At 28.9% G+C, this 25388-nt stretch carries 15 protein-coding genes and 7 pseudogenes; 14 read left to right on the forward strand and 8 right to left on the reverse strand.

Going from position 1 to position 25388, the window contains the following annotated elements:
• Positions 1-44: 44 nt before the first annotated feature.
• A complete protein-coding gene (gene mnmG / locus N747_RS0102305; RefSeq protein ID WP_024563618.1) occupies positions 45-1910 on the forward strand; it encodes a tRNA uridine-5-carboxymethylaminomethyl(34) synthesis enzyme MnmG in 1866 nt (621 codons plus the stop codon).
• A 382-nt stretch (positions 1911-2292) separates the two neighbouring features.
• Here mnmG and N747_RS03490 read toward each other — a convergent pair.
• Positions 2293-3243, reverse strand: a pseudogene (locus N747_RS03490) (IS3 family transposase).
• Positions 3244-3643: 400 nt separating this feature from the next.
• A pseudogene (locus N747_RS03860) lies at positions 3644-3999 on the reverse strand (hypothetical protein); the annotation flags it as partial.
• Positions 4000-4599: 600 nt separating this feature from the next.
• On the opposite strand from N747_RS03860, the pseudogene N747_RS03495 reads away from it, so the two are divergent.
• The 13 genes and pseudogenes from N747_RS03495 to N747_RS04295 all read left to right on the forward strand — a co-directional run.
• Positions 4600-5325: pseudogene (locus tag N747_RS03495) on the forward strand (effector).
• Between the two features lie 51 nt (positions 5326-5376).
• A complete protein-coding gene (locus tag N747_RS0102320) occupies positions 5377-5700 on the forward strand; it encodes an SVM family protein (protein ID WP_029783893.1) in 324 nt (107 codons plus the stop codon).
• 402 nt (positions 5701-6102) lie between these two features.
• A complete protein-coding gene (locus N747_RS04110; protein WP_240992312.1) occupies positions 6103-6243 on the forward strand; it encodes a hypothetical protein in 141 nt (46 codons plus the stop codon).
• A 20-nt stretch (positions 6244-6263) separates the two neighbouring features.
• A complete protein-coding gene (locus tag N747_RS0102330) occupies positions 6264-6965 on the forward strand; it encodes a hypothetical protein (protein ID WP_024563620.1) in 702 nt (233 codons plus the stop codon).
• 404 nt (positions 6966-7369) lie between these two features.
• A complete protein-coding gene (locus N747_RS0102335; protein WP_024563621.1) occupies positions 7370-8008 on the forward strand; it encodes a YqaJ viral recombinase family nuclease in 639 nt (212 codons plus the stop codon).
• A 345-nt stretch (positions 8009-8353) separates the two neighbouring features.
• Entirely contained in the window at positions 8354-8986 is a 633-nt protein-coding gene (gene tmk, locus N747_RS0102340) for a dTMP kinase (protein WP_024563622.1), read from the forward strand.
• Positions 8970-9119, forward strand: coding sequence for a hypothetical protein (locus N747_RS04115; protein ID WP_172642342.1), 150 nt, complete (start codon positions 8970-8972; stop codon positions 9117-9119). Before tmk ends, N747_RS04115 begins: the two co-directional genes overlap by 17 nt.
• A 31-nt stretch (positions 9120-9150) precedes the next feature.
• Positions 9151-9762, forward strand: coding sequence for a hypothetical protein (locus N747_RS0102350; RefSeq protein ID WP_024563623.1), 612 nt, complete (start codon positions 9151-9153; stop codon positions 9760-9762).
• A 26-nt stretch (positions 9763-9788) separates the two neighbouring features.
• Positions 9789-11286, forward strand: a pseudogene (locus N747_RS03500) (replicative DNA helicase).
• Positions 11287-11311: 25 nt separating this feature from the next.
• Positions 11312-12602 (forward strand): annotated as a pseudogene (locus N747_RS03505) (toprim domain-containing protein).
• Positions 12603-12796: 194 nt separating this feature from the next.
• Entirely contained in the window at positions 12797-13432 is a 636-nt protein-coding gene (locus tag N747_RS0102365) for a hypothetical protein (protein WP_024563624.1), read from the forward strand.
• A gap of 517 nt (positions 13433-13949) precedes the next feature.
• Positions 13950-14853 (forward strand): annotated as a pseudogene (locus N747_RS0102375) (IS3 family transposase).
• Positions 14854-15209: 356 nt separating this feature from the next.
• Positions 15210-15482 (forward strand): annotated as a pseudogene (locus N747_RS04295) (RsmG family class I SAM-dependent methyltransferase); the annotation flags it as partial.
• A 195-nt stretch (positions 15483-15677) separates the two neighbouring features.
• Here N747_RS04295 and N747_RS0102380 read toward each other — a convergent pair.
• The 6 genes from N747_RS0102380 to rpoC all read right to left on the reverse strand — a co-directional run bounded on the left by N747_RS0102380 (position 15678) and on the right by rpoC (position 25388).
• The gene (locus N747_RS0102380) at positions 15678-16466 is read right to left on the reverse strand and encodes a Bax inhibitor-1/YccA family membrane protein (protein WP_024563626.1); all 789 of its coding nucleotides are present in this window, start codon (positions 16464-16466) and stop codon (positions 15678-15680) included.
• A gap of 454 nt (positions 16467-16920) precedes the next feature.
• Positions 16921-18105, reverse strand: a complete 1185-nt coding sequence (gene tuf, locus N747_RS0102390; protein WP_024563628.1) for an elongation factor Tu — start codon at positions 18103-18105, stop codon at positions 16921-16923.
• Positions 18106-18240: 135 nt separating this feature from the next.
• Positions 18241-20310 carry an elongation factor G gene (gene fusA, locus N747_RS0102395; protein ID WP_024563629.1) on the reverse strand — a complete coding sequence of 690 codons (2070 nt, stop codon included), beginning with the start codon at positions 20308-20310 and terminating at the stop codon, positions 18241-18243.
• 25 nt (positions 20311-20335) lie between these two features.
• A complete protein-coding gene (gene rpsG / locus N747_RS0102400) occupies positions 20336-20806 on the reverse strand; it encodes a 30S ribosomal protein S7 (RefSeq protein WP_024563630.1) in 471 nt (156 codons plus the stop codon).
• Positions 20807-20886: 80 nt separating this feature from the next.
• Positions 20887-21306 (reverse strand): 30S ribosomal protein S12, encoded by a 420-nt coding sequence (rpsL, locus tag N747_RS0102405; protein ID WP_024563631.1) that lies wholly within the window; start codon positions 21304-21306, stop codon positions 20887-20889.
• Between the two features lie 20 nt (positions 21307-21326).
• On the reverse strand, positions 21327-25388 hold the full coding sequence (gene rpoC / locus N747_RS0102410) for a DNA-directed RNA polymerase subunit beta' (protein WP_024563632.1): 4062 nt from the start codon (positions 25386-25388) through the stop codon (positions 21327-21329).

A 25388-nucleotide genomic window follows, 5' to 3' on the forward strand; every position in this document is an offset into this window, starting at 1 on the left:
ATAAACGATTATAAAAATCGAAAAAAATCAAGAAAGGTAATCAAATGATCTACGATAGCATTGTTATTGGAGCAGGACATGCGGGTGTTGAAGCTGCTTTAATATTGGCAAAAAAACATAATACTTTACTTATTACAAGCTCCTTAAAAAAAGTTGCTTCCTTACCTTGTAATCCTTCTATCGGAGGTCCTGCCAAAGGTGTTGTAGTGCGTGAAATAGATGCTTTAGGCGGCATCATGGCAAAAGCTGCAGATCTTGCACAAATTCAGATCAAAATGCTTAACTCTTCCAAAGGTCCTGCAGTAAGAGCTTTAAGAGCCCAAATTGATAAATTAGAATATCCTAAAATTATTTTAGAAATATTACAAAACACCCCCAATTTAACTCTATTGGAAGGACTCGTAAACAATCTAATCATCCAAAAAAACCAAGTTAAAGGAGTCTGTCTTATTGACGGAACAAAAATTAATGCCAAAACTGTCATTATCACTACAGGAACTTATTTAGCTAGCCAAATTTTAATTGGAGATACCAAAAAAGCCTCAGGACCTAATGGCGTTCCTACAACTTACGGCATCAGCACTCAATTAAAAGAAATAGGATTTGAAATTATTCGTTTAAAAACAGGAACACCACCAAGAGTTAAAAAAGACAGTATTGATTATAGTCAAACCAAAATACAAATGGGAGACAATTTAGAACAAACATTTGGTTTTTTCACACCCCAAAAAACTAAAAGACCCCAAGAACCATGTTTTTTAACTCACACCAACAAAACCACCCACCAAGTTATCCAAAAACATTTAAACCAATCAGCTATGTATGGCGGTTATGTTGAAGGCACAGGACCTCGTTATTGCCCTTCTATCGAAGATAAAGTGGTAAGATTTTGCGATAAAAACAGTCATCAAATTTTTATTGAACCAGAAAGCCTATCTTTGAATGAAATGTATCTACAAGGACTTTCAACCAGCATGCCTCAGCAAGTTCAACACGAAATCCTTAAAACTATTCCAGGATTACAAAACGCCCAAATCACTAAATATGCTTATGCTATTGAATACGATGCTTTTAATCCCAACCAACTCAAACACAGTTTAGAGACTAAAAAAATCCAAAATCTCTTTTTAGCAGGCCAAATGAACGGCACCAGCGGTTATGAAGAAGCTGCTTGTCAAGGGATTATGGCGGGAATTAATGCCTCTTTAAAACTCCAAAATAAACCTCCTTTTGTGTTAAAAAGAAATGAAGCCTATATTGGTGTTTTGATCGATGATTTAATTACTAAGGGCGCCAAAGAACCATACCGTCTTTTGACATCACGAGCGGAATTTCGTTTATTATTAAGACATGACAACGCCGATTTACGCCTTAAAGATTACGGATATCAACTAGGTTTAATCGATAAAAAAGATTATAACAATTTTAAAAACAAAAAAGCCAAAATCAACCTTTTATTGGAAAAAAGTAAAAATTATGAAATTTCAGTCAATTCAGATAATCTATCTTATTTAAAACAACAAAACTCAGCTAGTCTCGTAGAAAAAACCACATTAGCACAGCTACTAAAAAGGCCAGAATTAAATTTTTGCACTTTACAATATTTTTTAAAAGAAAAAGCAGATAAAACCATTTATGAACAAGTAGAAATACAAATTAAGTACGAAGGTTATATCGCTAAAGCCCAAAAAGAAGCTCAAAAATTAGCAAGGTTAGAACAAAAAAAAATTCCTAGCAAAATCAATTACGCAGATATTAAAAATTTATCAAAAGAAGCTCAAGAAAAACTTGATTTAATTAAACCCCAAACTTTAGGACAAGCCACAAGAATATTAGGAGTCAATCAAGTTGATATTTCGATTTTATTAGTTTATTTGGAAAAACATCATGCTTTAATTTTGAATAATTAAAAGACAAATTTGCACTCAACGAAAAACAATTAAACAAGTGTTTGTTTTTGCGCTGTTCTGTTTTTTTAGACAAATTTTGTCTCTAAAATTATTCTTTAAAACTTAAAATTAAGTGATAATTTCATATCTTTTCAAACTAACAAAGTATTTTCATTAGACGAAAAATTGTCTAATTTTGTTTATAATTTACTAGTTTCAAAAGATATTTATACTAATATTTTACCCCTTTACTATATATTTAGGTAAAAAAAGTTAAAAACAACTCCTATAAAATGAAAAGAAAATAATTTTTTTACGTAATTATATTATTTTATTGTAAAAAAGGCGTAATAAAGATACCTTTTTTAAAAGGTCTATTTTAAAAACTATTTTTTTAGTTGTTTTATCTTAAACTTTGCGCATATTGGATAGGTGAAAGATAGTTTAATTTAGCTAAAATCCATTTTTTATTCCAAAAAGCAGGGAATTGGTTAATGATGATTTTCATTTTTGTCATCGAGTTTTGAAATAAAAAAGGATGGCGGTACTCTAAGATACTTTTCATTTGGCCGAAAAAGTTCTCAATGACCGCGTTATCTCTAGGTGTTGTTTTTTGTGACATACTAATTGAAAATCCTTTTTTGGTTAAGGTATGTTGGATTTTTAAAGATTGATAAACTGAACCTTGGTCAGAGTGGATAATACAAGGTTTTTTTAGTTTCGGCATTTTTTTGATAGTATTTAAAACTAAATCTTTATTTTGGTGATTAGAAACATGAGAAGCGACTATTTGATTGTTAAAAGAGTCGATAATACAAGAAAAATATAAAAAACCTTGCGGAGTTTTGAAATAAGTGATGTCGGTAAATAGTTTTTGCATTGGTTCAGCGCTTTTAAAATCTTGATTAATTAAATTAGGAGCTATGTTTAAATTATCCTTTAAAGAACGATAATGATATTTATTTTTTTGCTTCTTAAATGACAACAAATCACTTTTTCTTTCATGATGAGATAAACTTTTTTCTTAGTGATGGGTTCATATGGGTTCATTAAAGATTTTTTGATATAAATCAGTGATTTTACGATGACCAAATAAATATTTATGCATTTTACATAAAGATTAAATACGTTTTTGTTGTAAAAGATATTGTTCTTGTTTTAGTTTAATTTTATGGTTAACTTTTAACCAATAATAATAAGTGCTCCTTTTAGTTTGAATCGTTTTTAAAATAGTGGTTAAATTTAAATCATTTTGAAATTTTTCCACTAAATTAAAGATAATTTTTTTATCTATCTTTTCTATTTTTTTAATAATTTGTTGTAATAAGTTTATTTTTCGTTTTAATTTTTGCATCTTAACGCCAATTTATCTTAATATTTTTTTCATTATATCATTATATATAACTCTTTAAATGTTTTCTAACACCATTAAATAATTATTAATGTTATTTTTGTCGCATATATGAATTATATATTTTTTATTTATAAACACATAACTATAATTGGTAAGGCAGTTAATTTAAAAATTAAAGTTTATTTAATTAAAAAAATAAATTAAAAAAATAAATTAAAAAAATAAATTAAAAAAATAAAATTAATTAAAAAGAAAAGATTTTTTTATATCGATATTAATAATGATATGAAAAATGATAATTCGATAATATCAAATATCGCTCCTTAAATGAGTTAATCTTTATATAGATTATTTTCAAAGACAAACTGTTAGTAAAGTGTTATAAAGTGTTATAAAGTTGTTAGTTTTCTTTTTTTATTAAATATTTATACATAGGATGTAGTTTTTTCACCCGATAACCTTGTTTGGTTTTTGTTAAAAAAGATTGAATGTATTTTAAATCTTCTTGGCGATAATAGATGATATTTAAACCTTTCTTATAATTATTTTTCATGGGTTTATGATATTTATCTAGTTTATTGGGGTCTAGTTGGTATAATTGTAAGTTTTCTAGTTTATGAAGATTGATTTTGCCAATTAATTCTTTTATGATATTTTTGAATTCTCATTTTTTATAAAATTGATTTGGAAGATATTAAATAGGTGTTTAAAGGGGTTATTTTGGCTTTTAAGAGGGGTTAAATCTGAAAGTAATAGATGAAGAAATAAAAACGTCTGTAATTTCTCGCCATTTTAATCTCCTTTTTTTATTTTTATAAATCTAATAAGAAAAAGATTTATAAACAATGAAGAAACTAAAACCACCTTAGAAGAAAAGGCAGATGATTTAACTCAAAAAAAGCAGAATTAACAAAAATCGATTTTTATATACTAAAAAATCAAGAGAAAACCTATAGTGCCGCAATTCAACCTTTGAAAAAACAGTATTTAAAGAAGATGTAAGACAAAGAGTTAAAAGCGCAAAAGAAAAAGTTGAAAAAGCAACTTCTTGGTTCAAAAAAATGGTTTTAATTAAAATTCAAAAAGTCAAATGTGTTAAAATATTAGTATATTCAAAATTACCCAAAAGGAATTAATCATGTTTAATATTAAAAAAATCAAGAGAAAACCTATAGTGCCGCAATTCAACCTTTGAAAAAACAGTATTTAAAGAAGATGTAAGACAAAGAGTTAAAAGCGCAAAAGAAAAAGTTGAAAAAGCAACTTCTTGGTTCAAAAAAATGGTTTTAATTAAAATTCAAAAGTCAAATGTGTTAAAATATTAGTATATTCAAAATTACCCAAAAGGAATTAATCATGTTTAATATTAAAAAAATCATTAAATGGTTTTTATCATGTTAGGGTTATTATTATGTTTATTGATTGGTTTTTTCTTTTTAACCTCAGACACAGATAAATTACCAAAAGAAAAAATCCCTATTTTAAAAGAAACCAAATTTGAAACAATTGATGAATGTTATGACGATAATAACAAATGTAAAATGATTAAAGCCAAATATACTTTTGATGGCCTTAATGGAATTGGTTATTATGAACAACAACTCGCTAACAAAGAAAATATCGGATCTTTTGAATTGATGAAAATTCAAGATCACCTTGAAACCCAAAAAGAACCCTCTAACCTCGCCAACTACATCAAAGACCGTTATCCTTTCGACCGTTGGAATAACCCAGAGGGTTAACTTATGGGGAAACCTCCGTGAACGGATTTGAATTTTCTCGTTTTGATACTGAAGATGACAGTTATTTATGGCGTTATATTGAAATAGAAAAACAATTCAAACAAGACTCAGGCGGTAATTGCTTAATCCTTAAATACAAAGGCCCTAAACACTTCTTAGACGAAGATCAAAGACTACTATCTTGGACAAGCACATGTTTCTAATTCTAATTTCAAATATAACCCATTTCCACCTCCACTTCAACCCTGTCCGTAAAACTTTATCTCTTTACCAAGATAAACACAATAACGATAAAGTCAAAGAAGCCGAAAACAATAAAACAACCAGTAATGACTGGTGATAAAAATTTAACAAGTTCAAATATTTTAAAATCAAAAGGAATAAAAATTAAATGAGTTTTTATATAATATTTAAATTAAAAAAACATTTACTGTTATTTAGTATTATTTTATTTATTGGTTTAGAATTGTTATTAATAAATAATAATAATCAAATTATGGCAATGGACAAATTAAATAATGAATTAAATAAAGAAACAAATATTAATAAATTTCCAGAACAAATTCAGCAATTAGAAAAAATAACAAAATATAATAAAGAAGATGAAAAAATAAAAAATGATAATTTGGAAAAACAAAAAAACCATTTTTTTAAATTGTTTATAAAACAAATAGTTATAAAATTGATATTTATAGAAATTAATATAAATTTTTAAACACAAACCCAAGCAAACAAAAATCTCCAAATTTACAATTATACTCAACAAAAAATTAAAGAAAAACACCAAATTAAAATCCTTGAAATAACGATGTACCTTAATCATTTTTTTAAATATTAAATTCATAAAGTTGTACAATGATGATATATAGGACGCGGACACCACCAAGAATACGAACCAACTGACCTACCGACTTACATCAAAGACCTTCATCCTTTTGATAAATGGAATGAAACCCTTTCCAACAGACCTGGCCATTTTTTCAATTATTTCCACACAAATAAAAAATATAAAGAATCACAATTTGATACACTTCTGATTAGAGACCCATCAAATCACTACATAGAACTCAACTACGAAGGCCCCAAATACCTCCTAGAAGAAGATAAAGACTTTTTTATGGATGAAGTTAATTGTCCTACAAACAAAAAAGATGAAAATAATCATGTTATATGTAAAACCTACTACCTACATTTCAATCCAGTCAAAAAATACATCACCCTTTATACTAAGAAATTTAACACTAAAGAAAATAAATAAAAAAAAGAAAAGAGAAAAAAATGAATAATAATCAAAACCCAATAAATACCAATCCGATGAATAATTCACCTGTGACAGTCAAAAGACACTTTATAACACGTTTTTGGATTGCTTTTGTTTGTTCTTTAATCAGTAAAATTAATCTATTAGCGGGAGTGGCATATTTTATTATTACTATTTACAATCAATATTTAATTTTGGCCAAAATAGGAAAAATGGCGCACCAGGCAGAAAATCAAAATCATAAATCTTTTTTAAATAGATGGTTAATATCTTTTCTTTTGATGTTTGGTGGAGTGTTAGCATTAATATATAACTTTACACAACAAATACTACAAATGCAAGAAAATTTTAACCATTTGCAAATCAGTGGAACAATTATCTTGTTTGCCCTTCTATCTTTGTTGTCTGGTTCAATATTATATTTCGTCAACGAAGCAATGTTATATAAATTTTTAGATCGTTTTGAGCAACGCCGAAACATCAATCTTAATAATTTTTATTCCCGCTTTATAAAATCAATCATCTTTAAACTTTTTGCTATCACGCTAATTTTATTTAATTTGAAAAACTTCGATCTAAATAATATTTATGCAATTTTCAGCAATTCCAATGCAATGTTAATAATTTCTATCGGGATCATTTGTTTTTTTATAAGTTATATTTTATACCTTATTAATTATTATAAAGTTTGTTCTCTAATGGATGTGTTAGGAGATTAAAAAAATCAAACACACCAGAAGAAACAATTACAAATTTTAAAAATCAAACAAATCAAATCTCTATACAAGCGGAAAATATTAGTAGAAATTTTTATCAAAATCAATAATGGATATAAAAAACTAATCACAAATCAAAGAAGATTAAATTAAAACAAAATAATCAATTATAATCATTTAACTACTAATATAAAATAATCAACTAAAATCTAAAATACCCCTTAAACGCATTATTTTGACACTTAAAGACGTTTAAAAGATTTATTTGAATTTATATCAAACTATATTTTTAAAACGATTTAAAAGCCAATATTTTGATTTAAAAAAATCAGTAAAATAAAATACAACTAAGACCTTCAAATTGAAGGTCTTTTTTTATACCCAAATTTAAAAAAAGGAGTAATAAAATGAAAATAACCAAACTCAACCAAAGAACCTCGCAATGGTATCAACATCGAAAAAAACACATTAATGCATCAGAAATAGGTAGCATCACTGGAAATGATAAATTTAGAACCTTAGAACAATTAGTCCATGACAAAATATTTGGAACAACTTTTACTTCCAACAAATACACTGAACATGGCAATAAAACTGAACCACTAGCACGCAGTTTCTTTGAAAAAACAACTAAATTAAACTTCCCTGATACAATCTTTACGGATGATGAAGTTCAAATGTTTTCTGCCTCACTTGATGGATATAATTCTGAAACCCAAACTTTATTAGAAATCAAATGCCCTTATATTGACGAAAACAACAACATCTCTCCATCTTGGAATGGTTTCTTTTCCAATCAAGAAGTCCCTATTAATTATTGGTCCCAAGTCCAATGTCAACTCTATTGTAGTCAAGCTAAATTAGCTTACTTTTTGGTTTATTTTAATAACACTAATTATCATGTAGTGCGAATTTACCAAGACAATAACTTCATTAATAAAATGATTGCAGATGGTAAAAAATATTTAGAATTACTAAACAAAGCAAAACAAGAATTATCACAAACAACTTATTTAAAAAAAATAAGCAAAATAAAATACAACTAAGACCTTCAATTTGAAGGTCTTTTTTTTATATCCAATTTTATTGAAAGGAAAAAAATGAAATTATTAATAAAAATATTTTCTTTGTTTTTTAAATCTTTGTCATTTTGTATTATTTTTTATATTTTGTCATCGTATATTTCTTCTTTATTTTTGCACTTTTTTTTGTACATTTTATATCTCTCATTTTATATATAAAATAATTGATTTTATTTTTTACAGGTGTTTGCTTTAATATTGATTTTTAGGATAATAATATTTCAAGAAAATTAAACAAAATAAATCTTAACTAAGACTCTCATCACGAGAGTCTTTTTTTATACCCAAATTTTTAAAAAGGAGCATAAAATGAAATTAATTATCTTCGAAGGACTTGACGGTAGCGGAAAAACAAGTCTAATAAAAAGCGTTCAACAAGAATTAACAAAACAAGGTAATGAAGTGGTGGTTATTCGTGGATTAGGTAGTTCTACAATTGGTAATTTTATACGTGAAACGTTTTTAACCCACAATACTTTGCATAATTTAACTAGATATTTTTTAAGTTTTGCCAACATGATTCAAACCCAAGAAGAACTCATCAAACCCAACTTACAAACCAACAAAATCGTTTTAGTAGACCGTTGGTTAGGCTCTAATTTCGCTTATCGCGTATATCCTTCAAAAATTGACAAAAAATACCAAATTTTTAACAAATTAAGTAAAAAATTCATCAAACCTGATATCACTATTTATCTAAAAATTAATCCTCAATTAGGTTTGGAACGAAAACTAAACCAAAAGAATCACCAATTAGATGTGATTGAAACTAGTTCCTTAACTTATTTTCAACAAGTAGAAAAGGGATATTATGAATTTTTGAAAAAACAAAACCTAGGAACTAAAATCATCTTAAATAATATGAATGATAAAGATGCTAAATTTAATCAGCAATGCATTATCAAAAAAATAGGAGAAATAAAGAATGGCAATAATAATTAAAAAAAAATGTCAAAACGGTAATTTATATATCCATTATAGCAACGGCAAAATCAAAACTATTAAAAAAGATGGAACTATTCAATGGCGTACCAAAAAAATTAAATTTAAAAACCCAAAAAGACTCTTTAATTAGAGTCTTTTTTTATTTAGAAAGGAATAATCAAATGAATCAATTAACTAATTTTCATTTCAACAACATTAATGTTTTTAACCACCAATCTTTGTGTGTTAACATCACTAAACAAATAATCCAACCATCTTTATTCAACAAACCATTTAACGAATATATGATAAAAACCCATAACCTTCTAAACGAATATCTTAATAATAAACAACACAATTCTCAAAGTCAAAAAGTAATCCGTGGTAAAATTAATGAATATTTCATTTTATTATATTTTCAAAACAAAGGAATCATCAATTTATACCCCCAGGCTTATTTATTCTTCATTCCAGACATAAAATTTGATTTAGTTTTATTCACAGAAACCAAACGAATAATGGCGTTTAATTTCAAAACCTGTCTCCGAGACCGCTATAAACAAGCCATGGTAGAGGGACAACAATTAAAAAAATTAGACACGCGTTTTGAGTTCTATTTATTAAACAACAACGAAACAGAAACTCAAAGACTAAACAATAAAATCAATCAAGGAAAAGTACAAGGTATTAATAAAGTAATTAACTTATTTTCCAATGCAGCCAATAATTTCTTACAAAACTTAATTACCACCAAATTCATCCCCTTTTCTAATATTAATATAATTAAGAATTAAAAAAGAAAAAAGGAGTTAATATTAAAATGTTAACCAGTGAACAAAAAGCGTTAAAACAATTAATAAATTATATCGAACAAGGCCAATGGGAAAAGTTAAACCTTTATTGCCAAATAATCAATCCCAAAAATTTACTTGACCCCAAAAATACAAAAATATTTACAGCTTTAAAATATTTATTTTTAGAAAAACAAACATCTCATCCATGGGACAAACCCACTACAAAATCCATTATTATCAAAGAGTTATTAATATATTTACAAACTAATTTCCCACAATATAATTTTACTTTAGATTCTTTAAATTATTTAAATGATGATTTTAATAACCAAAATAATACTCATTTTTTAGACAATCTAAAACATACCTATACTCAAGAAAAACTATTTCAACAATTAATAAAAATCATTAGCCCAACATACGAAAACCAAGACCCTTACCACAAAAATTTATATTACCAAGAAATATTTGATAAATTAAGAAATTTTATCTCTTCAATCCCCCACAAAAACGATAAAACACACTTTACTTTAAACCAAATGGCCTCTTTACATCCTGAATTTTTTGATACCGATCAACAATCAAAACAAAAAATCCAAGAAGAATATTACCGTTTATCAGAAACTTTTAAAGGACTCAACCAATCCACAAAAGGATTCAAAAAAGGCCAAATCATAACTATTGGGGGGTATACTGGATTAGGTAAAACAACTTTTGTCTATAATCTTCTTTTAGATATAGCAAAAACCAAACACAAAGAAATATCTCATTATCCTCATATTTTGGTATTTTCTTATGAAATGATCTTAGAAGAAAATTTAAATCGTTTATTAGCCCACCAAACTCAAATTTCCTCTAGATGTTATTTTAGATAAAAATTTTGAAGATACCAATATCACACCTCTCAAATACACGGAAAGGATGAAAATAGCAAAACAATTTTTCGCCAACATAAATTTATCATTTAGTTATGATAAAAGCAAAAATATTGATTATGTAATCGATTTAGTTTATCGCCTTCATTTAGAAAAACAAGTAGAAATTATCGTCATTGACCACCTTCAAATAACCAAAACTACAAATCACTTAGAAAATGACCATCTAGCCATTGACGAAATTATGACTAAACTCAAACAATTAGCCATTGAATTAAACATTGTTATTGTCATTTTATCTCAATTTTCAAGAGATACATACAGCAATTACCAAGGTAAATCACCAGAAATAACAGCATTAAAAGGAAGTGGGGGAATTGAAACTAACTCCGATATCGTCTTAATGATGTCTGAATTCCAACCCAAACTATTCAAAGACAAAGAAAAACCCATAAATATATATAATTCAACCTTAGAAGAAATATATTCAGACTATAATGACAATGAAAATCAAAAAATAATCGAAGTATGTATCAAAAAAAATAGAAGTGGTACCAAAAAAACCTTAGTTTATCACTTTGAAATGACCACTCAAACCTTCCAAGAAATCGGTTATGTTTTGCCTTATAAAATAGAAACTTATTATTAATCAAAAAAACTAGGAGTTAAAATAAATGAATTATCAAGAAAAAATAAAACACATCCAAACTAATTTCCCTATGACTGTTTTATTAAAAAAACTAAACATTATACCCCCAAACTTCAATACCAAATATCGTTTCCCTTGTCCCATCCATCAGGGACAAAACCCAACTTATTGCCATTTAACTTCAGATAATAAAATTCATTGTTGGAAATGTTGTAAAGATTACGATATTATTGATGTTTATATGGAAATAAGAGGAATTAAAACCTTCAATAACGCTCTTGAAAAAATCAATAACTTTATGAAAAATCAAGAATTTAAAAACTTAATCCAACAACAAACTTCAACCCCTAATATTTCTTGCGAACCTTTTAAATATCAATTCCACCACAATAAAATCAACAACCCAATTGATGAAAAAGAAATTAACGCTACAAAAACACAATTATTTAAAGAAATATCACCTTTATTTAACCAAATTAGAGATTATTATCATTATTTATTAACCACTAACCGAAATAATGAATCTCACCTAGGATTAGAATATTTAACCCAAAAAAGAAAATTAACTCTAGAAACTATTAAAGAATTTAAACTAGGTTATGCCCCATTATCTGATAAACCTTTGTCCTTTCGTTTAGTAAATTATTGTAAAAAGCAAAATATCGATACAACAAAATTAATCGAATATGGTTTTATCAAAGATAAAACCAATCAACAAAATAAAACATATTATCACGATACTTTTCATGGTTCCATCATTATCCCCATTGAAAACGGATATAATAAAACATTTCATTTTTATCAAAATAACTTTCGCGAAGTTTCTTATTTCCAACCTAAATATAAATCACTCAATAATTTTAGTCAAACACCTACTTTTCATTTCAGTTATCGTTTTTTTGAAGCGTTACCTTCTATTAAACAAACGAAAACCATCATTATTCATGAAGGTTTTTTCGATGTCATTAGTTGTTGGCAAAACGGGATTAAAAACGTTGTCGGTCTCATTTGTGTCACTCAACTACTTTCTAAATCACAAATAGAATTTCTTAAAAAAGAAAAAATCAAAGTCATTATCGCTTTAGATAACGATGAAACAGGTCAAAAACGCAGTGAAGCCTTAGGAGAACAACTTAAAGAAGAAAATATTATTTACGAAATTAGACGCATTTTACCACCTTATGATAAAACTTGTAAAGATGTTGATGATTTATTACGCCAATTCGGAAAAGAAGCATATCAAAAATGTTTTTTAGACCCATACATTACTTATGAAGAGGGCCAAAAATAAAATCATAGTCGATTTAACTATATAATTTTTTGGAAAAGACAAAGTAGAAATAATTGATTAAAATTATTGCTTTTTAACTAATATATTAAACCTTACATGTATAATAACATTAACATACCCCAAAACACACGCATATACCCCTAAATTTTGCGATTTTATTTTTCGCAAATTTGGGGATTTTTATTTTTATAACAAAAAACCAAATAAAAAGGAGAAAAAATGAAAAACGAAACAAGTCAAGGAATCATTAGGGGTGGTTGGGAAACAAAATCAACACCTAACGACTTAGTTCAAATCAAAAACTTTTTACAAATATTAAAAGGAGAATTATTAAATATTACAATTGTTTCTCATTCTAAAAAGAAAAATTCCTATCAACAAGCAAACTACCGCCCAAAAAACCAAACTCTATTTGTAGACCCACAAATCTTAGATGAAATAAAAAAGTATAGAATAAAAATAATCAAAACTCACTCTCCCGAAAACAATAATAATAATCAAACCCTAACCAACCCCATATCACCCCCAAAATGCCAAAATAATACCCTTAAAACACATTTCCCTATCTTCCAAATTAATTATCTCAACGAACAAAAAGACTACATTAAAGAATTAATAAGTAAGATACCCATAGACAAACTAGACACTTTGAAATTATATAAATTAGATGACAAAAAAGTAGATAAATATAACAATCCTATAAAAACAAATTATAAAAAAGGATTAAATGTTATTTATTATCAATTGGAAGATTTAAAACACATCAAATTATTTTTAACCAAAAATAAACAAGGCTATCGGGTTAAAAAAATGCGTCCTGATTATAAAAGATATTTAACAAAAGAAAAATCATAAAATAAATAAATTATTTAACTCATCATTTTATCATCATACACTCATCATTTTATCATCATACACTCATCATTTTATCATCATTTGACTCCTTTAATTTCCTTGTAAAAACCAAACCTTTTTAATGAGTGATATTTTATATATTATATCGATAATGATAATGATACTCGATATTTGATATTATCGTTGTATCTTTTATCTATCATTATTATTTTTCGATATATAAATAACTCCCTATTTTTCCTTTCCATTATTAAAAGGAGTTGTAAAAAATTAACCAAACACCATCCCTAACGCGCTGAAGCGCTAACAAAAATTATAAGCAAACAAAAACAAAAGAAGAAGAAAAATAAAAATCCCCCAGTTGCGTGCACCACCCTTTTTTCAATAAATATAATCATTTAGAGTTATAATGGTTGATGTATATGATAAAAAAAAAGGAAAAGATATTTAAATCATGAAAAAAATAGAAAAAATAATAGAAAAAGAAATCCACAAAAATAAATTATTACAAGCTCTAATGAAAAAAAATCAAAAAACTGATAAAAAAAACAGTTTTTGAATTGGTTAAACAATTTAATCAAAAACTAAATTTAACAACCATTTTAAAAACTATCCGAACAAAAAGAAGCACTTATTATTATTGGTTGAAAGTCGAAAATAAAATCAAAGCCAAAAAAGAAAAATATTTATTACAACAAAATCGCATTAAAGCTTTATGTTTACACGAACAATATTTTTACGGTCATCGTAAAATCACTGATTTATACCAAAAAACTTTTAATGAACTCATTACCAAGAAAAAAGTTTATACTATTATGAAAGAAAATGGTATTTTTTGTCGTTTAAGAATTAAAAAAAATAAATATAATTATAAAAAGAATTTAAAAGCTAAATTAAAAGTAGTAGATAATTTAATTAATCAAGATTTTATATCAATAGCCCCTTTACAAAAACTCTTTACAGATATCACTTATTTCAAAACTCCACAAGGATTTTTATATTTTTCTTGTATTATTGATTCTTTTAACAACCAAATCATCGCTTCCCACACTTCAAAATATCAAAATAAAGAATTAGTTTTAAATACAATCAAAAAATTACCTCCATTAAAAGAACCTTGTATCATTCACTCCGATCAAGGAAAAATTTATCAATCACTCAAAATTCAACAAACTTTAACGAAAAAAGGTTTTTTAATCAGCATGTCAAGAAAAACCACCCCTCGTGATAACGCCGTAATTGAAAACTTTTTCGGTCAAATGAAAACTATCTTACAACATCAACATCCTTTTTTATTTCAAAAATCAACTGAAAAAGTTAAAAAAATAATCAATTATTTCCCTAAATTTTGGAATAATCAATGGATTTTAGCTAAATTAAATTATTCATCTCCTTCTCAATATTGCCAAAATCTTATATAAATTATTTTTTTAATTTTTTTTATAATGTTTAGCCTTGAAAAAGAGGTTACTTTTTTGCACATTTTTTTCACCCAAATAACATAATTACGTAAAAAATAATTATAATTTCATTTTCTTAACGGAATTTTAACTTTTTTTACTTAAATATATAGTGTAAGGATAAAATATTTAAAAAAATATCTTTTGAAACTAATGAATTATTAAAAGGTTTAAACACTTTTTGAAATTTAACAAAAATATTTCCTTAGTTTGAAAAGATATGAAATTATCTACTTAATTTTTAAGTCTTAAAGAACAATTTTTAAGCTAAAATTTGTCTAAAAAAACGGAACAGCGCATTCCTCCGTCGGTCAATCGGCGCTGGATTTCCTAGCTTTCCTTTAAAAATTCTTTATCCTCATTTAAAAATTGTAATCATCGAATCATCTTTATAAAAACAATTTATTGAAACAATTAGAAAGCCATTTGACATTAGATAATGTATTGTTTTTTTAACAAAAGAGTAGAACAACATGACATAGCCAAAATTGCAGTTATGATTGTGTTGTTGATTCACGGGTTTTGGCTAGATTAGAGTTTTAATCTTAAAATGGTGTGTTCCTTTAGTAAAAAAGGGTTATTTTATTTCATAGAAATAAAATAACTTTCAACAATAAATTATATAGCTAGAAAAAAAGATAATTAAGCAGATAAAGGTTAAATTAGTTAGTGCAAAAACATTTAAATTAACAATGTAATTAGGAAAAAGAACTAATTTATTATTCCAAACCAAATAAAAAAAGGCAATATAATAAAAAAAAGATCACGAATATTCGTGATCTTTTTTATTTTCTTTCTTTACCAAATAACCTTAACAAAATTAACATTATTCTTAAAAAAATTTCAATTAAAATTGTTGCAAAAGCCAAAGAAACTTGCCATTCATATTTTTTAGGCATTCCTTGTTTAATCATTTGTTCAGTGTAATCAAAATGAAGTACCAAAAACATAGATACAAATCCTAACATAATTAAACTAATAGGAAGGGTTAAAAAGCTATTGTAAATAATATTTTCAATTGTCCAAATACCACATAAAGACAACAATAAACGAACTATATAAGAAAATATCAAAACAAAAGAGCAATATAACATAATTTGTCTAAATTTATTTGTTACTTTTATAAATCCTTTATAATAAGCATGGGACATTGCAATAAAAAAGATAAAGGTTGCAAAAATAGCCATAAAGGCAATTTCAACTAAATTGGCATAAACTAAATTTAGAACAACAAAAATAATTGATAAGATTATTCCTTCTATAAAAGAATAAATTAATCCACAAGCTTTAGAAATTTCAACTTGTTTTAATCCTGCAGAATAAATACCATAATTTAAAAATCCTAGCATAATCATGGGAAAATAAATTGTATTAATATTTAGATTTTTCAATATCACAGTTTTTAGTATTGGGTAAAAAAATATTGAAGTGATTGCTGTAACACATAAAAGCAAAATTGTTTTTAAAGCAATTCCTTTACGAGTAGCAATATTGTTATAATTAGTTGTTTCAAATAAAGAAAGAAAGTTATTTTTAATTTGGGTAAACGAATTATTTACTTTATTGGATTCCATTTAAACCACCTTTTTAAATTTTATTTATTATTAAAATTAAATTTATTTTATCATTCTTATTATTTAAAAAATATTTACACCTTTTTTAACTTGCTTAATAAACAAGCACATATATATTTTACCTTTTTTTAAAATTAATTGGAAGATATATTTTGCTTTTTTATTGTAAAAAGTGGCAAAAAGTGGTGTTTTTTTGGTTGGTGTTGCGAAATTTAATAATAAATAGCGTTTTTTTGGTGCACAACTAATTTTTTATGAATGTTTAAAATAATTATTATTGCCAAATTTGCATCTTTTAGTTTTTTTAGGTTAGATTTATGGGGTTTTAAAAAGCGATAAAAAAGGAAAAAGAGTAAAAAGTGGGGGCAAAATACACAAAAAAAGATAAAAAAGAGATAAAAACCCACATAATGTGTGGGTTTTTTATTTATTAATAAGGTTTAGTATAGTGATTTTAGTTAAGAAGTTTAGAAACTGATCCTGCACCAACTGTTTTTCCACCTTCACGAATAGAAAATTTAGTTCCTTCTTCAATGGCAATTGGGTTGTTTAGGGTAACTACTAATTCAGCGTTGTCACCTGGCATTACCATTTTTACATCACCTTGTAATTCAACCACTCCTGTAATATCTGTAGTACGGAAATAGAATTGAGGACGGTATTGAGAGAAAAATGCAGTGTGACGTCCTCCTTCTTCTTTAGTTAAAACATAAACTTGAGCAAAAAATTTAGAATGAGGTTTAACAGAACCTGGTTTAGCTAAAACTTGTCCACGTTGTACGTCTTCACGGTTAATTCCGCGTAATAAAGCTCCAATGTTGTCACCTGCTTGAGCAAAATCTAGATCCTTTTTAAACATTTCTACTGCAGTTACAATAGTTTTTCTAGTTTCTTTAAGTCCTACAATTTCTACTTCATCACCAGCTTTTACTTGGCCTCTTTCTACTCTACCAGTAACAACAGTTCCTCTACCAGTAATGGTGAAAACATCTTCTACAGGCATTAAGAAAGGTTTATCAACTTCACGCATTGGGTCTTCAATGTAGGTGTCTAGAGTTTCGATTAATTCATTTACTTGAGCAACGTAATGAGCGTCACCTTCTAAAGCTTTTAATGCAGATCCTCTAATAACAGGAATTTCATCTCCTGGGAAATCGTATTGAGATAATAATTCACGAACTTCCATTTCTACTAATTCTAAAATTTGTTCGTCTGGGGAAAGATCACATTTATTTAAGAAAACAACAATTTTTGGAACACCAACTTGTCGTGCTAATAAAATGTGTTCTCTAGTTTGAGGCATAACACTATCTGCACCAGAAACAACTAAAATAGCAGCATCCATTTGAGCAGCACCAGTAATCATGTTTTTAACATAATCAGCGTGTCCAGGACAGTCAACGTGAGCATAGTGACGTTTTTCTGTTTCATATTCTACATGTGAAGTTTTAATAGTAATTCCACGTTCTCTTTCTTCAGGAGCATTATCAATTTGATCATAAGCTCTACTTTTAGCCAAGCCACGAGTAGACAAAACTTGGGTAATAGCTGCTGTAAGAGTAGTTTTACCGTGGTCTACGTGTCCAATAGTACCTACATTTAAATGCGGTTTATTTCGTATAAATTTTTCATTAGCCATTTTTTTCAAAGGCCTCCTTTTATTATGTTTTAAGGTTTATTTTAATAAATAATATTTACCATTTAAATTTTAACTTATTTTTTGGATTTTCACAACTATTTTGGGAATAAAAATGTTTTTTTGGTGTAAGGTTGTCTAAGAGCGTTTTTTAATAATTTCTTCAGTAATACTTTTAGGAGCTTTTTCATATTTAGCAAATTGCATAATAAAAGTAGCTCTTCCTTGGGTATTGGAGCGCAAAACAGTAGCATATCCAAACATTTCAGAAAGGGGTACAAACGCTCTAATAGCAACAGCGTTGGTGCGTGATTCTTGATTTTCTAATCTACCTCTTCTAGAAGTTAGATCGCCAATAACATTTCCTACATAATCATTGGGAGTAACTACTTCCACGTCCATAATGGGTTCTAAAATAACTGGGTTACCTTTAGTTTTGGTTTCTTTTAATGCCATGGAAGCAGCAATTTTAAAAGCCATTTCGGAAGAATCGACATCATGGTAAGAACCATCAAATAAAGTTGCTTTAACATCGATAATTTGATATCCAGCTAAAATACCACCAGCAAGAGCTTCTTGAATTCCTTTTTGAACTGCAGGAACGTATTCACGAGGAACAACACCACCTACAATTTTATTAACGAATTCAAAACCTTTTCCGGGATTTGGTTCAAAACGCATCCACACGTGTCCGTATTGTCCACGACCACCTGATTGACGAATGAATTTTCCTTCTGTCTCAGTTTCTTTGGTGATTGTTTCGCGGTATGCTACTTGAGGTTCTGTAACATTTGCTTGTACTTTGAATTCTCTTTTAAGACGTTCAATAATGATATCTAAATGAAGTTCACCCATTCCAGCAATAATAGTTTGCCCGGTTTCATGATTGGAAAAAACCTTAAATGTAGGGTCTTCTTCAGCTAATTTTGCAAGGGCTATTCCCATTTTATCTTGGTCAGCTTTAGTTTTTGGTTCTACTGCAATTTCAATTACTGGTTCTGGGAAATTCATTGATTCTAAGACGATAGTTTGTCCTTCTGATGCTAAAGTGTCTCCTGTAGTAGTTGCTTTTAATCCTACAACTGCTAAAATATCGCCTGTGTAGGCTTCTTTTACTTCTTCACGAGAATTAGCATGCATTTGTAATAAACGTCCAAAACGTTCTTTTATTCCTTTAGTAGTATTAGTTACGTAAGATCCAGCTTTAACTGAACCTGAATATATACGGAAAAAGGTTAATTTTCCTACATAAGGATCGGTCATCACTTTAAAAGCTAAAGCTGTGAAAGGTTCTTCATCTAATCCGGTGCGCACAATTTCTTGATTATCAGAATCAAAACCAACAATAGCTTCAACATCACAAGGAGCAGGAAGGTAGTCAACAACAGCGTCTAACATTTTAACAACACCCTTATTTTTGAAAGAAGAACCACAAAGAACTGGAAAAAAGGAAGCTTGTAAGGTTGCTTTTCTAATGGAATTTTTCAACATTTCAGAAGAAATTGGTTTTTCTTCTAAATAATACATCATTAATTCTTCGTCTAGGGTAGATAAAGTTTCTATTAATTCATTTCTTTTAGTTTGGGTAATTGATTCTAAATCTCTAGGAATAGAAACAACTTTTCCTGTTTCTTGGGAAGTGTTATCATATTCAAAAGCATTCATTTCTACTAAATCAATGATGCCATTAAAGTCATTTTCTGAGCCAATTGGCCATTGAATAGCACTTGCATGAACTCCTAAGCGTTGTTTAAGAGTTTCAATTGCATAAGCAAAATCAGCGCCTACTTTATCCATTTTATTAACAAAAATAACTCTTGGAACTTTATATTCACTAGCTTGACGCCAAACAGTTTCAGTTTGCGGTTCTACTCCTGCTTGAGCATCAATAACTGTTACTGCACCATCCAAAACTCTAAGAGAGCGCGAAACTTCAACCGTAAAATCAACGTGTCCGGGAGTGTCAATAATATTGATACGGTGGTCTTTCCAAAAAGCAGTAGTAGCAGCAGAGGTAATAGTGATTCCTCTTTCTTGTTCTTGTTCCATCCAATCCATCTGAGAGGCGCCATCATGAGTTTCTCCGATTTTATGAATTTTTCCAGTGTGGAACAAAATTCTTTCTGTAGTGGTGGTTTTTCCTGCATCAATATGAGCAATAATGCCAATATTGCGAGTTTTTTCTAATGAAAACTGACGACGTGCCATCTTTTTATTCTCCTATAAGTTACAATCACCAACGATAATGAGCAAAGGCTTTATTAGCTTCTGCCATGCGATGCGTTTCTTCTCTTTTTTTAACTGATACTCCGTTACCTAAAGAAGCATCTACTATTTCTTTGGCAAGTCTTTCTTCCATTGTTTTTTCGTTGCGTTCTTTAGTGTATTTAACAAGCCATCTTAATCCTAAAGACTGGCGTCTTTCGGGACGAACTTCGGAAGGCACTTGGTAATTTTGACCACCAACACGACGCGTTCGTACTTCTAGCACAGGCATAATGTTATTTAGGGCTTCATGAAAAACTTCAATAGGCTCGCGGTTAGTAATGGTTTTGACTTGTTTTAAAGCTTGATAAAAAATAGTTTGAGCTTTACCTTTTTTGCCGTCTTCCATAATGGTATTAATGGTTTTAGTAACTAATTTAGAATTGTAAACAGGATCTGGCTGTACATCTCTTTTTTTAATATGACCTTTACGGGACACAAAAATTCACCTACTTTCTTTATTTTATTTATTTTTTTGGGGATTTGTGATTTATTATTTTTTATTCATTGTAATTATAATTATTTTTTTTCTTTAGGTAATTTAGAGCCGTACTTAGAGCGCCCTTGTTTGCGGTTAGCAACACCAGTAGCATCTAGAGCACCACGAACAATATGATAACGCACACCAGGAAGGTCTTTTACACGTCCACCACGAACTAAAACACAGCTATGTTCTTGCAAGGAGTGTCCCACGCCTGGAATGTAGGCAGTTACTTCAGAACCATTACTTAGACGTACTCTTGCAAATTTACGTAAAGCTGAGTTAGGTTTTTTTGGGGTCATAGTAGTTACACGGAGACAAACTCCCATTTTTTGAGGAGAATTGTAATATTTAGCTTTTTTTTGCAAAACATTAAAACCGTAACTTAATGCGGGTGCTTTAGTTTTGGAAGTTTTACTGATACGACGTTTTTTGATTAATTGAGAAACAGTAGACATTTTTTATTTCCTTTCTTTTTTTAATTTTGGTTGATTTTTTCAGCAAGTTCAGAAGTGGTTGCGGGTTCTTTTGGATATTTAAATAAAGTAGTTTCTAAAATACCTGTTCCTGCAGGAATTAAGCCACCAATAATAACATTTTCTTTAAGTCCGTAAAGATGGTCAGTTTTTCCTTTGATGGCAGCATCAATTAAAATTTTAGTAGTTTCTTGGAAAGATGCAGCTGACAGTAAAGAATCACTTCTTAAAGAAGAACGCGTAATTCCTAAAATAATAGGGCGTCCCACTGCTAAACGTTTGTTTTCTTCTAACATTTTTAAATTAGCTTTTTTAAAGTTATTAATAGTAATTTCTGTGCCAGGTAAAAGTTGAGTATCACCTTCATCAATAATTAAAATTTGTTTAAACATTTGGTGAATAATAATTTCGATATGTTTGTCGCTGATATAAACATTTTGGGCACGATAAACTTTTTGTATTTCTTCTAAGATATATTTTTGAGCCTCTGTTGTTCCTGCCACTCTTAAAAGTTCTTTTAGATCAACCGAACCAGAAGTTAGTTTTTGACCGGGATAAACACTGTTGTTTTTGCTTACTAAAATATCAACATTAGGTTCTAAAATGTAACGGTGTTCTGTGTAAGGGTCATTTTCTTGTGTAATTACAATTTCTGGATTTTGAGAACGGATTTTATCTATTTTTTTAATTTTTCCTTTTAATTCGCTGATTAGCGCTTTTCCTTTGGGTTTGCGTACTTCAAATAATTCTTCGATTCTTGGAAGACCTTGAGTAATATCTGAGGCAGAAGCAACCCCTCCAGTATGGAAAGTTCTCATAGTTAATTGAGTTCCTGGTTCACCAATGGATTGAGCAGCAATAACACCAACAGCTTCGCCAATTTCTACTAATTTGTTAGTAGCTAGATTGACGCCATAGTCTTTGGCACAAATACCATATTCACAATTACAAGTTAAAATACTTCTAATAGGAACTTTTTTAATTTTGGCAATAATAATTTCTTGGGCTTTAGACTCGGTAATTAATTCATTACGCGCTAAAATAAGGGTATTGGTTTTGGGGTAACAAATGTCGCAACTAGCAAAGCGTCCCATAATGCGTTGTTTGAGGGAAACAATTTCTTTGCCATCACTCATCATAGCTTCTACAACAAAACCGCGGTCACTATTGCAGTCTTCTTTGATAACGACAATATCTTGAGTTACGTCAACTAAACGACGCGTTAGATAGCCTGACTCAGCTGTTTTGAGGGCAGTATCAGTTGAACCTTTACGGGCTCCGTGAGTAGAGATGAAAAACTCAGAAACTTTCAGACCTTCTCGGAAAGAAGCTTTAACAGGGACTTCAATAATTTCACCTTTAGGGTTATTCATTAATCCCCTCATCCCTGCTAATTGAGTAAAGTTAGAAACACTACCACGTGCTCCACTTTCGCTCATCATAAAAATGTGGTTGTCTTGTTTGAATTCTTTCATCAAACCTTCTTGAATTTCGTCACGAATAGTTTTCCATTCGTTAATTATTAAACGACGACGTTCGGCATCTGTTAAAAAACCATCGTTGTACCAAGTCTCAATTTGAATATTGCGGGCTTCTACTTCTTGTAATAACTTTTGTTTATTGGAATAAGTATTAATGTCTGCAAATGAAACTGTAATTCCTGCGATGGTGGAATACTTGAAACCTAAGTTTTTGATGTGATCTAGCATTTTAGAAGTTTCTGTAATTTTCATTTGTTTGAAAAAACATGCAATAATCATAGATAGAAATTTTTTGTTGAAAGGTTTGGGGGTTGGAAGTTTTTTTAGGAATTGTTTGGGGTTGGTTCCTGGAGCTAAAAAATAAGCATCAGGAGTTTGAACATCCAAATTAAACTGGGTTGGTTCATTAATGTAGGGGAAACTTGGAGGCAAAATGTCATTAAAAATTAATTTTCCTAAAGTAGTCATTAAATATTTTTGACGTTGTTCTTCGGTAAATGATAAATTAATTGCTTGTGGTTTGATAAAAATTCTTGTGTGAAGATGGATTTCTTTATTTTGATAAGCAGTTTTGGCTTCGTTGATGTCAGCAAAAAAGGCTCCTTCATTGCGATGTTTGTATTGGTGTTCTGCAGTTCTTTGGGAAGCATCATAACTGTTTATAGTGCGATCTTTTTTTTCTTCAATGGTTAAATAGTAGTTTCCTAAAACCATATCTTGCGAAGGAGTTACTACTGGATTACCATTTTTAGGGTCTAAAATGTTGTTCGAAACAAGCATCAATAAGCGTGCTTCAGCCTGCGCTTCTAAAGAAAGAGGAACATAAATTGCCATCTGGTCGCCATCGAAATCGGCATTAAAGGCAGGTGTAACTAAAGGATGTAGGCGAATGGCTTTACCATCAATTAATTTAGGATCAAAAGCTTGAATTCCTAAACGATGTAGTGTTGGGGCGCGGTTTAAAAGGACTGGGTGTTCTTTGACTACTTCTTCTAAGGCGTTCCAAACCTCTTCATTCATTTTTTCATAAATAGTGTTGGCGTTTTTTTTGTCGATACCTTTGGTTGCTTGTAATTTTTTCAAAATGAAAGGTTTAAACAAAATAATTGCCATTTCACGAGGCACGCCGCATTGGTGCATTTCTAAATCAGGACCTACAATAATTACGGATCGTCCCGAATAATCAACTCTTTTACCTAAAAGATTTTGACGGAAACGACCTTGTTTCCCGCGTAGCATTTCGGATAAAGATTTAAGTGGACGGTTTTTTTCGACATTGTTAACGTTTTTTTTGCTAGTTTTGGCATTATCAAATAAAGCATCAACTGCTTCTTGTAGCATTCTTTTTTCGTTTTTAATAATTAAACGAGGAGCTTTTTGGAGCATTTGTTTTTTTAAACGATTGTTGCGATTAAGGATACGGCGGTAAAGATCGTTGACTTCAGTAGTAGCAAAACGACCACCATCTAAAGGAACCATCGGTCTTAATCCCGGAGGCAATACAGGAATAACATCCATTACCATCCATTCAGGTTTGTTGTCTGATTGATGAAAAGATTCGATGATTTCTAGTCTTTTAATGATGCTTTCTCTTTTTTGTTTGGAATTTTCCGATAAAGATTTGCGAAGGACTTTGATAGTTTTTTCTAAATTGAGATTTTCTAGTAATTTTTTAACCGCTTCGGCACCTGTTAAAGCTAAAAAAGTATTTCCAAATTCATAAAGAGCTTCGCTGTATTGGGTTTCTGTAATAATTTCTTTAGATTTGAATTCAGTTTTTCCAGGATCAATTACAACGTAAGAAACATAATAAACTATTTCTTCTAATTGTTTAGTTTTGATATTTAAAAGAATAGCTAAACGGCTGGGAGAAGAATTAAGGTACCAAGTATGGACGATTGGAGTTTGTAATTCGATGTGCCCCATTCTTTCGCGACGCACTTTGGTTTCGGTAAATTCAACTCCGCATTTGTTACAAAATTGACTTTTGATGCTGACTTGTTTTTTAGAACAAGCACATTGGAAATCAACTACTGGACCAAAAATCTTTTGACAAAATAATCCTGATATCTCTGGTTTATAGGTCCGATAGTTAATTGTTTCATAGCTGGTAACCTCACCATAAGACCACTGTCTGATTTCTTCGGGAGCAGCTAGACGAATTTTAAAATAATCATAATCTCTACTGCCATATTCTTTATCAGATGAAATAGAAGGAAAATGATTATATAACTTAAATAGGTCGTTTAGTTTTTTAAAAGCAAGGGGATTGGTTTCAAATGCTTTTGTAAGAACAGCCATTTTAGTTTGTAAAAGATCTTGAAAATCTTCCATTCCTAGTTCAGTAAGAATGTTAATAACGGCCTCACTCAAATCTAGATTTTGTAAATTACGAGGTATGGCAAAATTTTTGAGAATAGGTAAAACCTCTAAAAAAGTTTCTTGCAGTAAAAGCCTTAATTCTTCTAAAGTAAAAGTGTTAAAATCTTCCAAAATATTGATTCCAGAAAGTTTTAATTTTTCTAAAACTGGAGATGAAAAATTTAAAGTTTCTACTGAAGTAAATAATCTGTTATCACTCAT

Origin of the sequence: Candidatus Phytoplasma tritici (assembly GCF_000495255.1) — a bacterium.
Lineage (GTDB): Bacteria > Bacillota_I > Bacilli_A > Acholeplasmatales > Acholeplasmataceae > Phytoplasma > Phytoplasma tritici.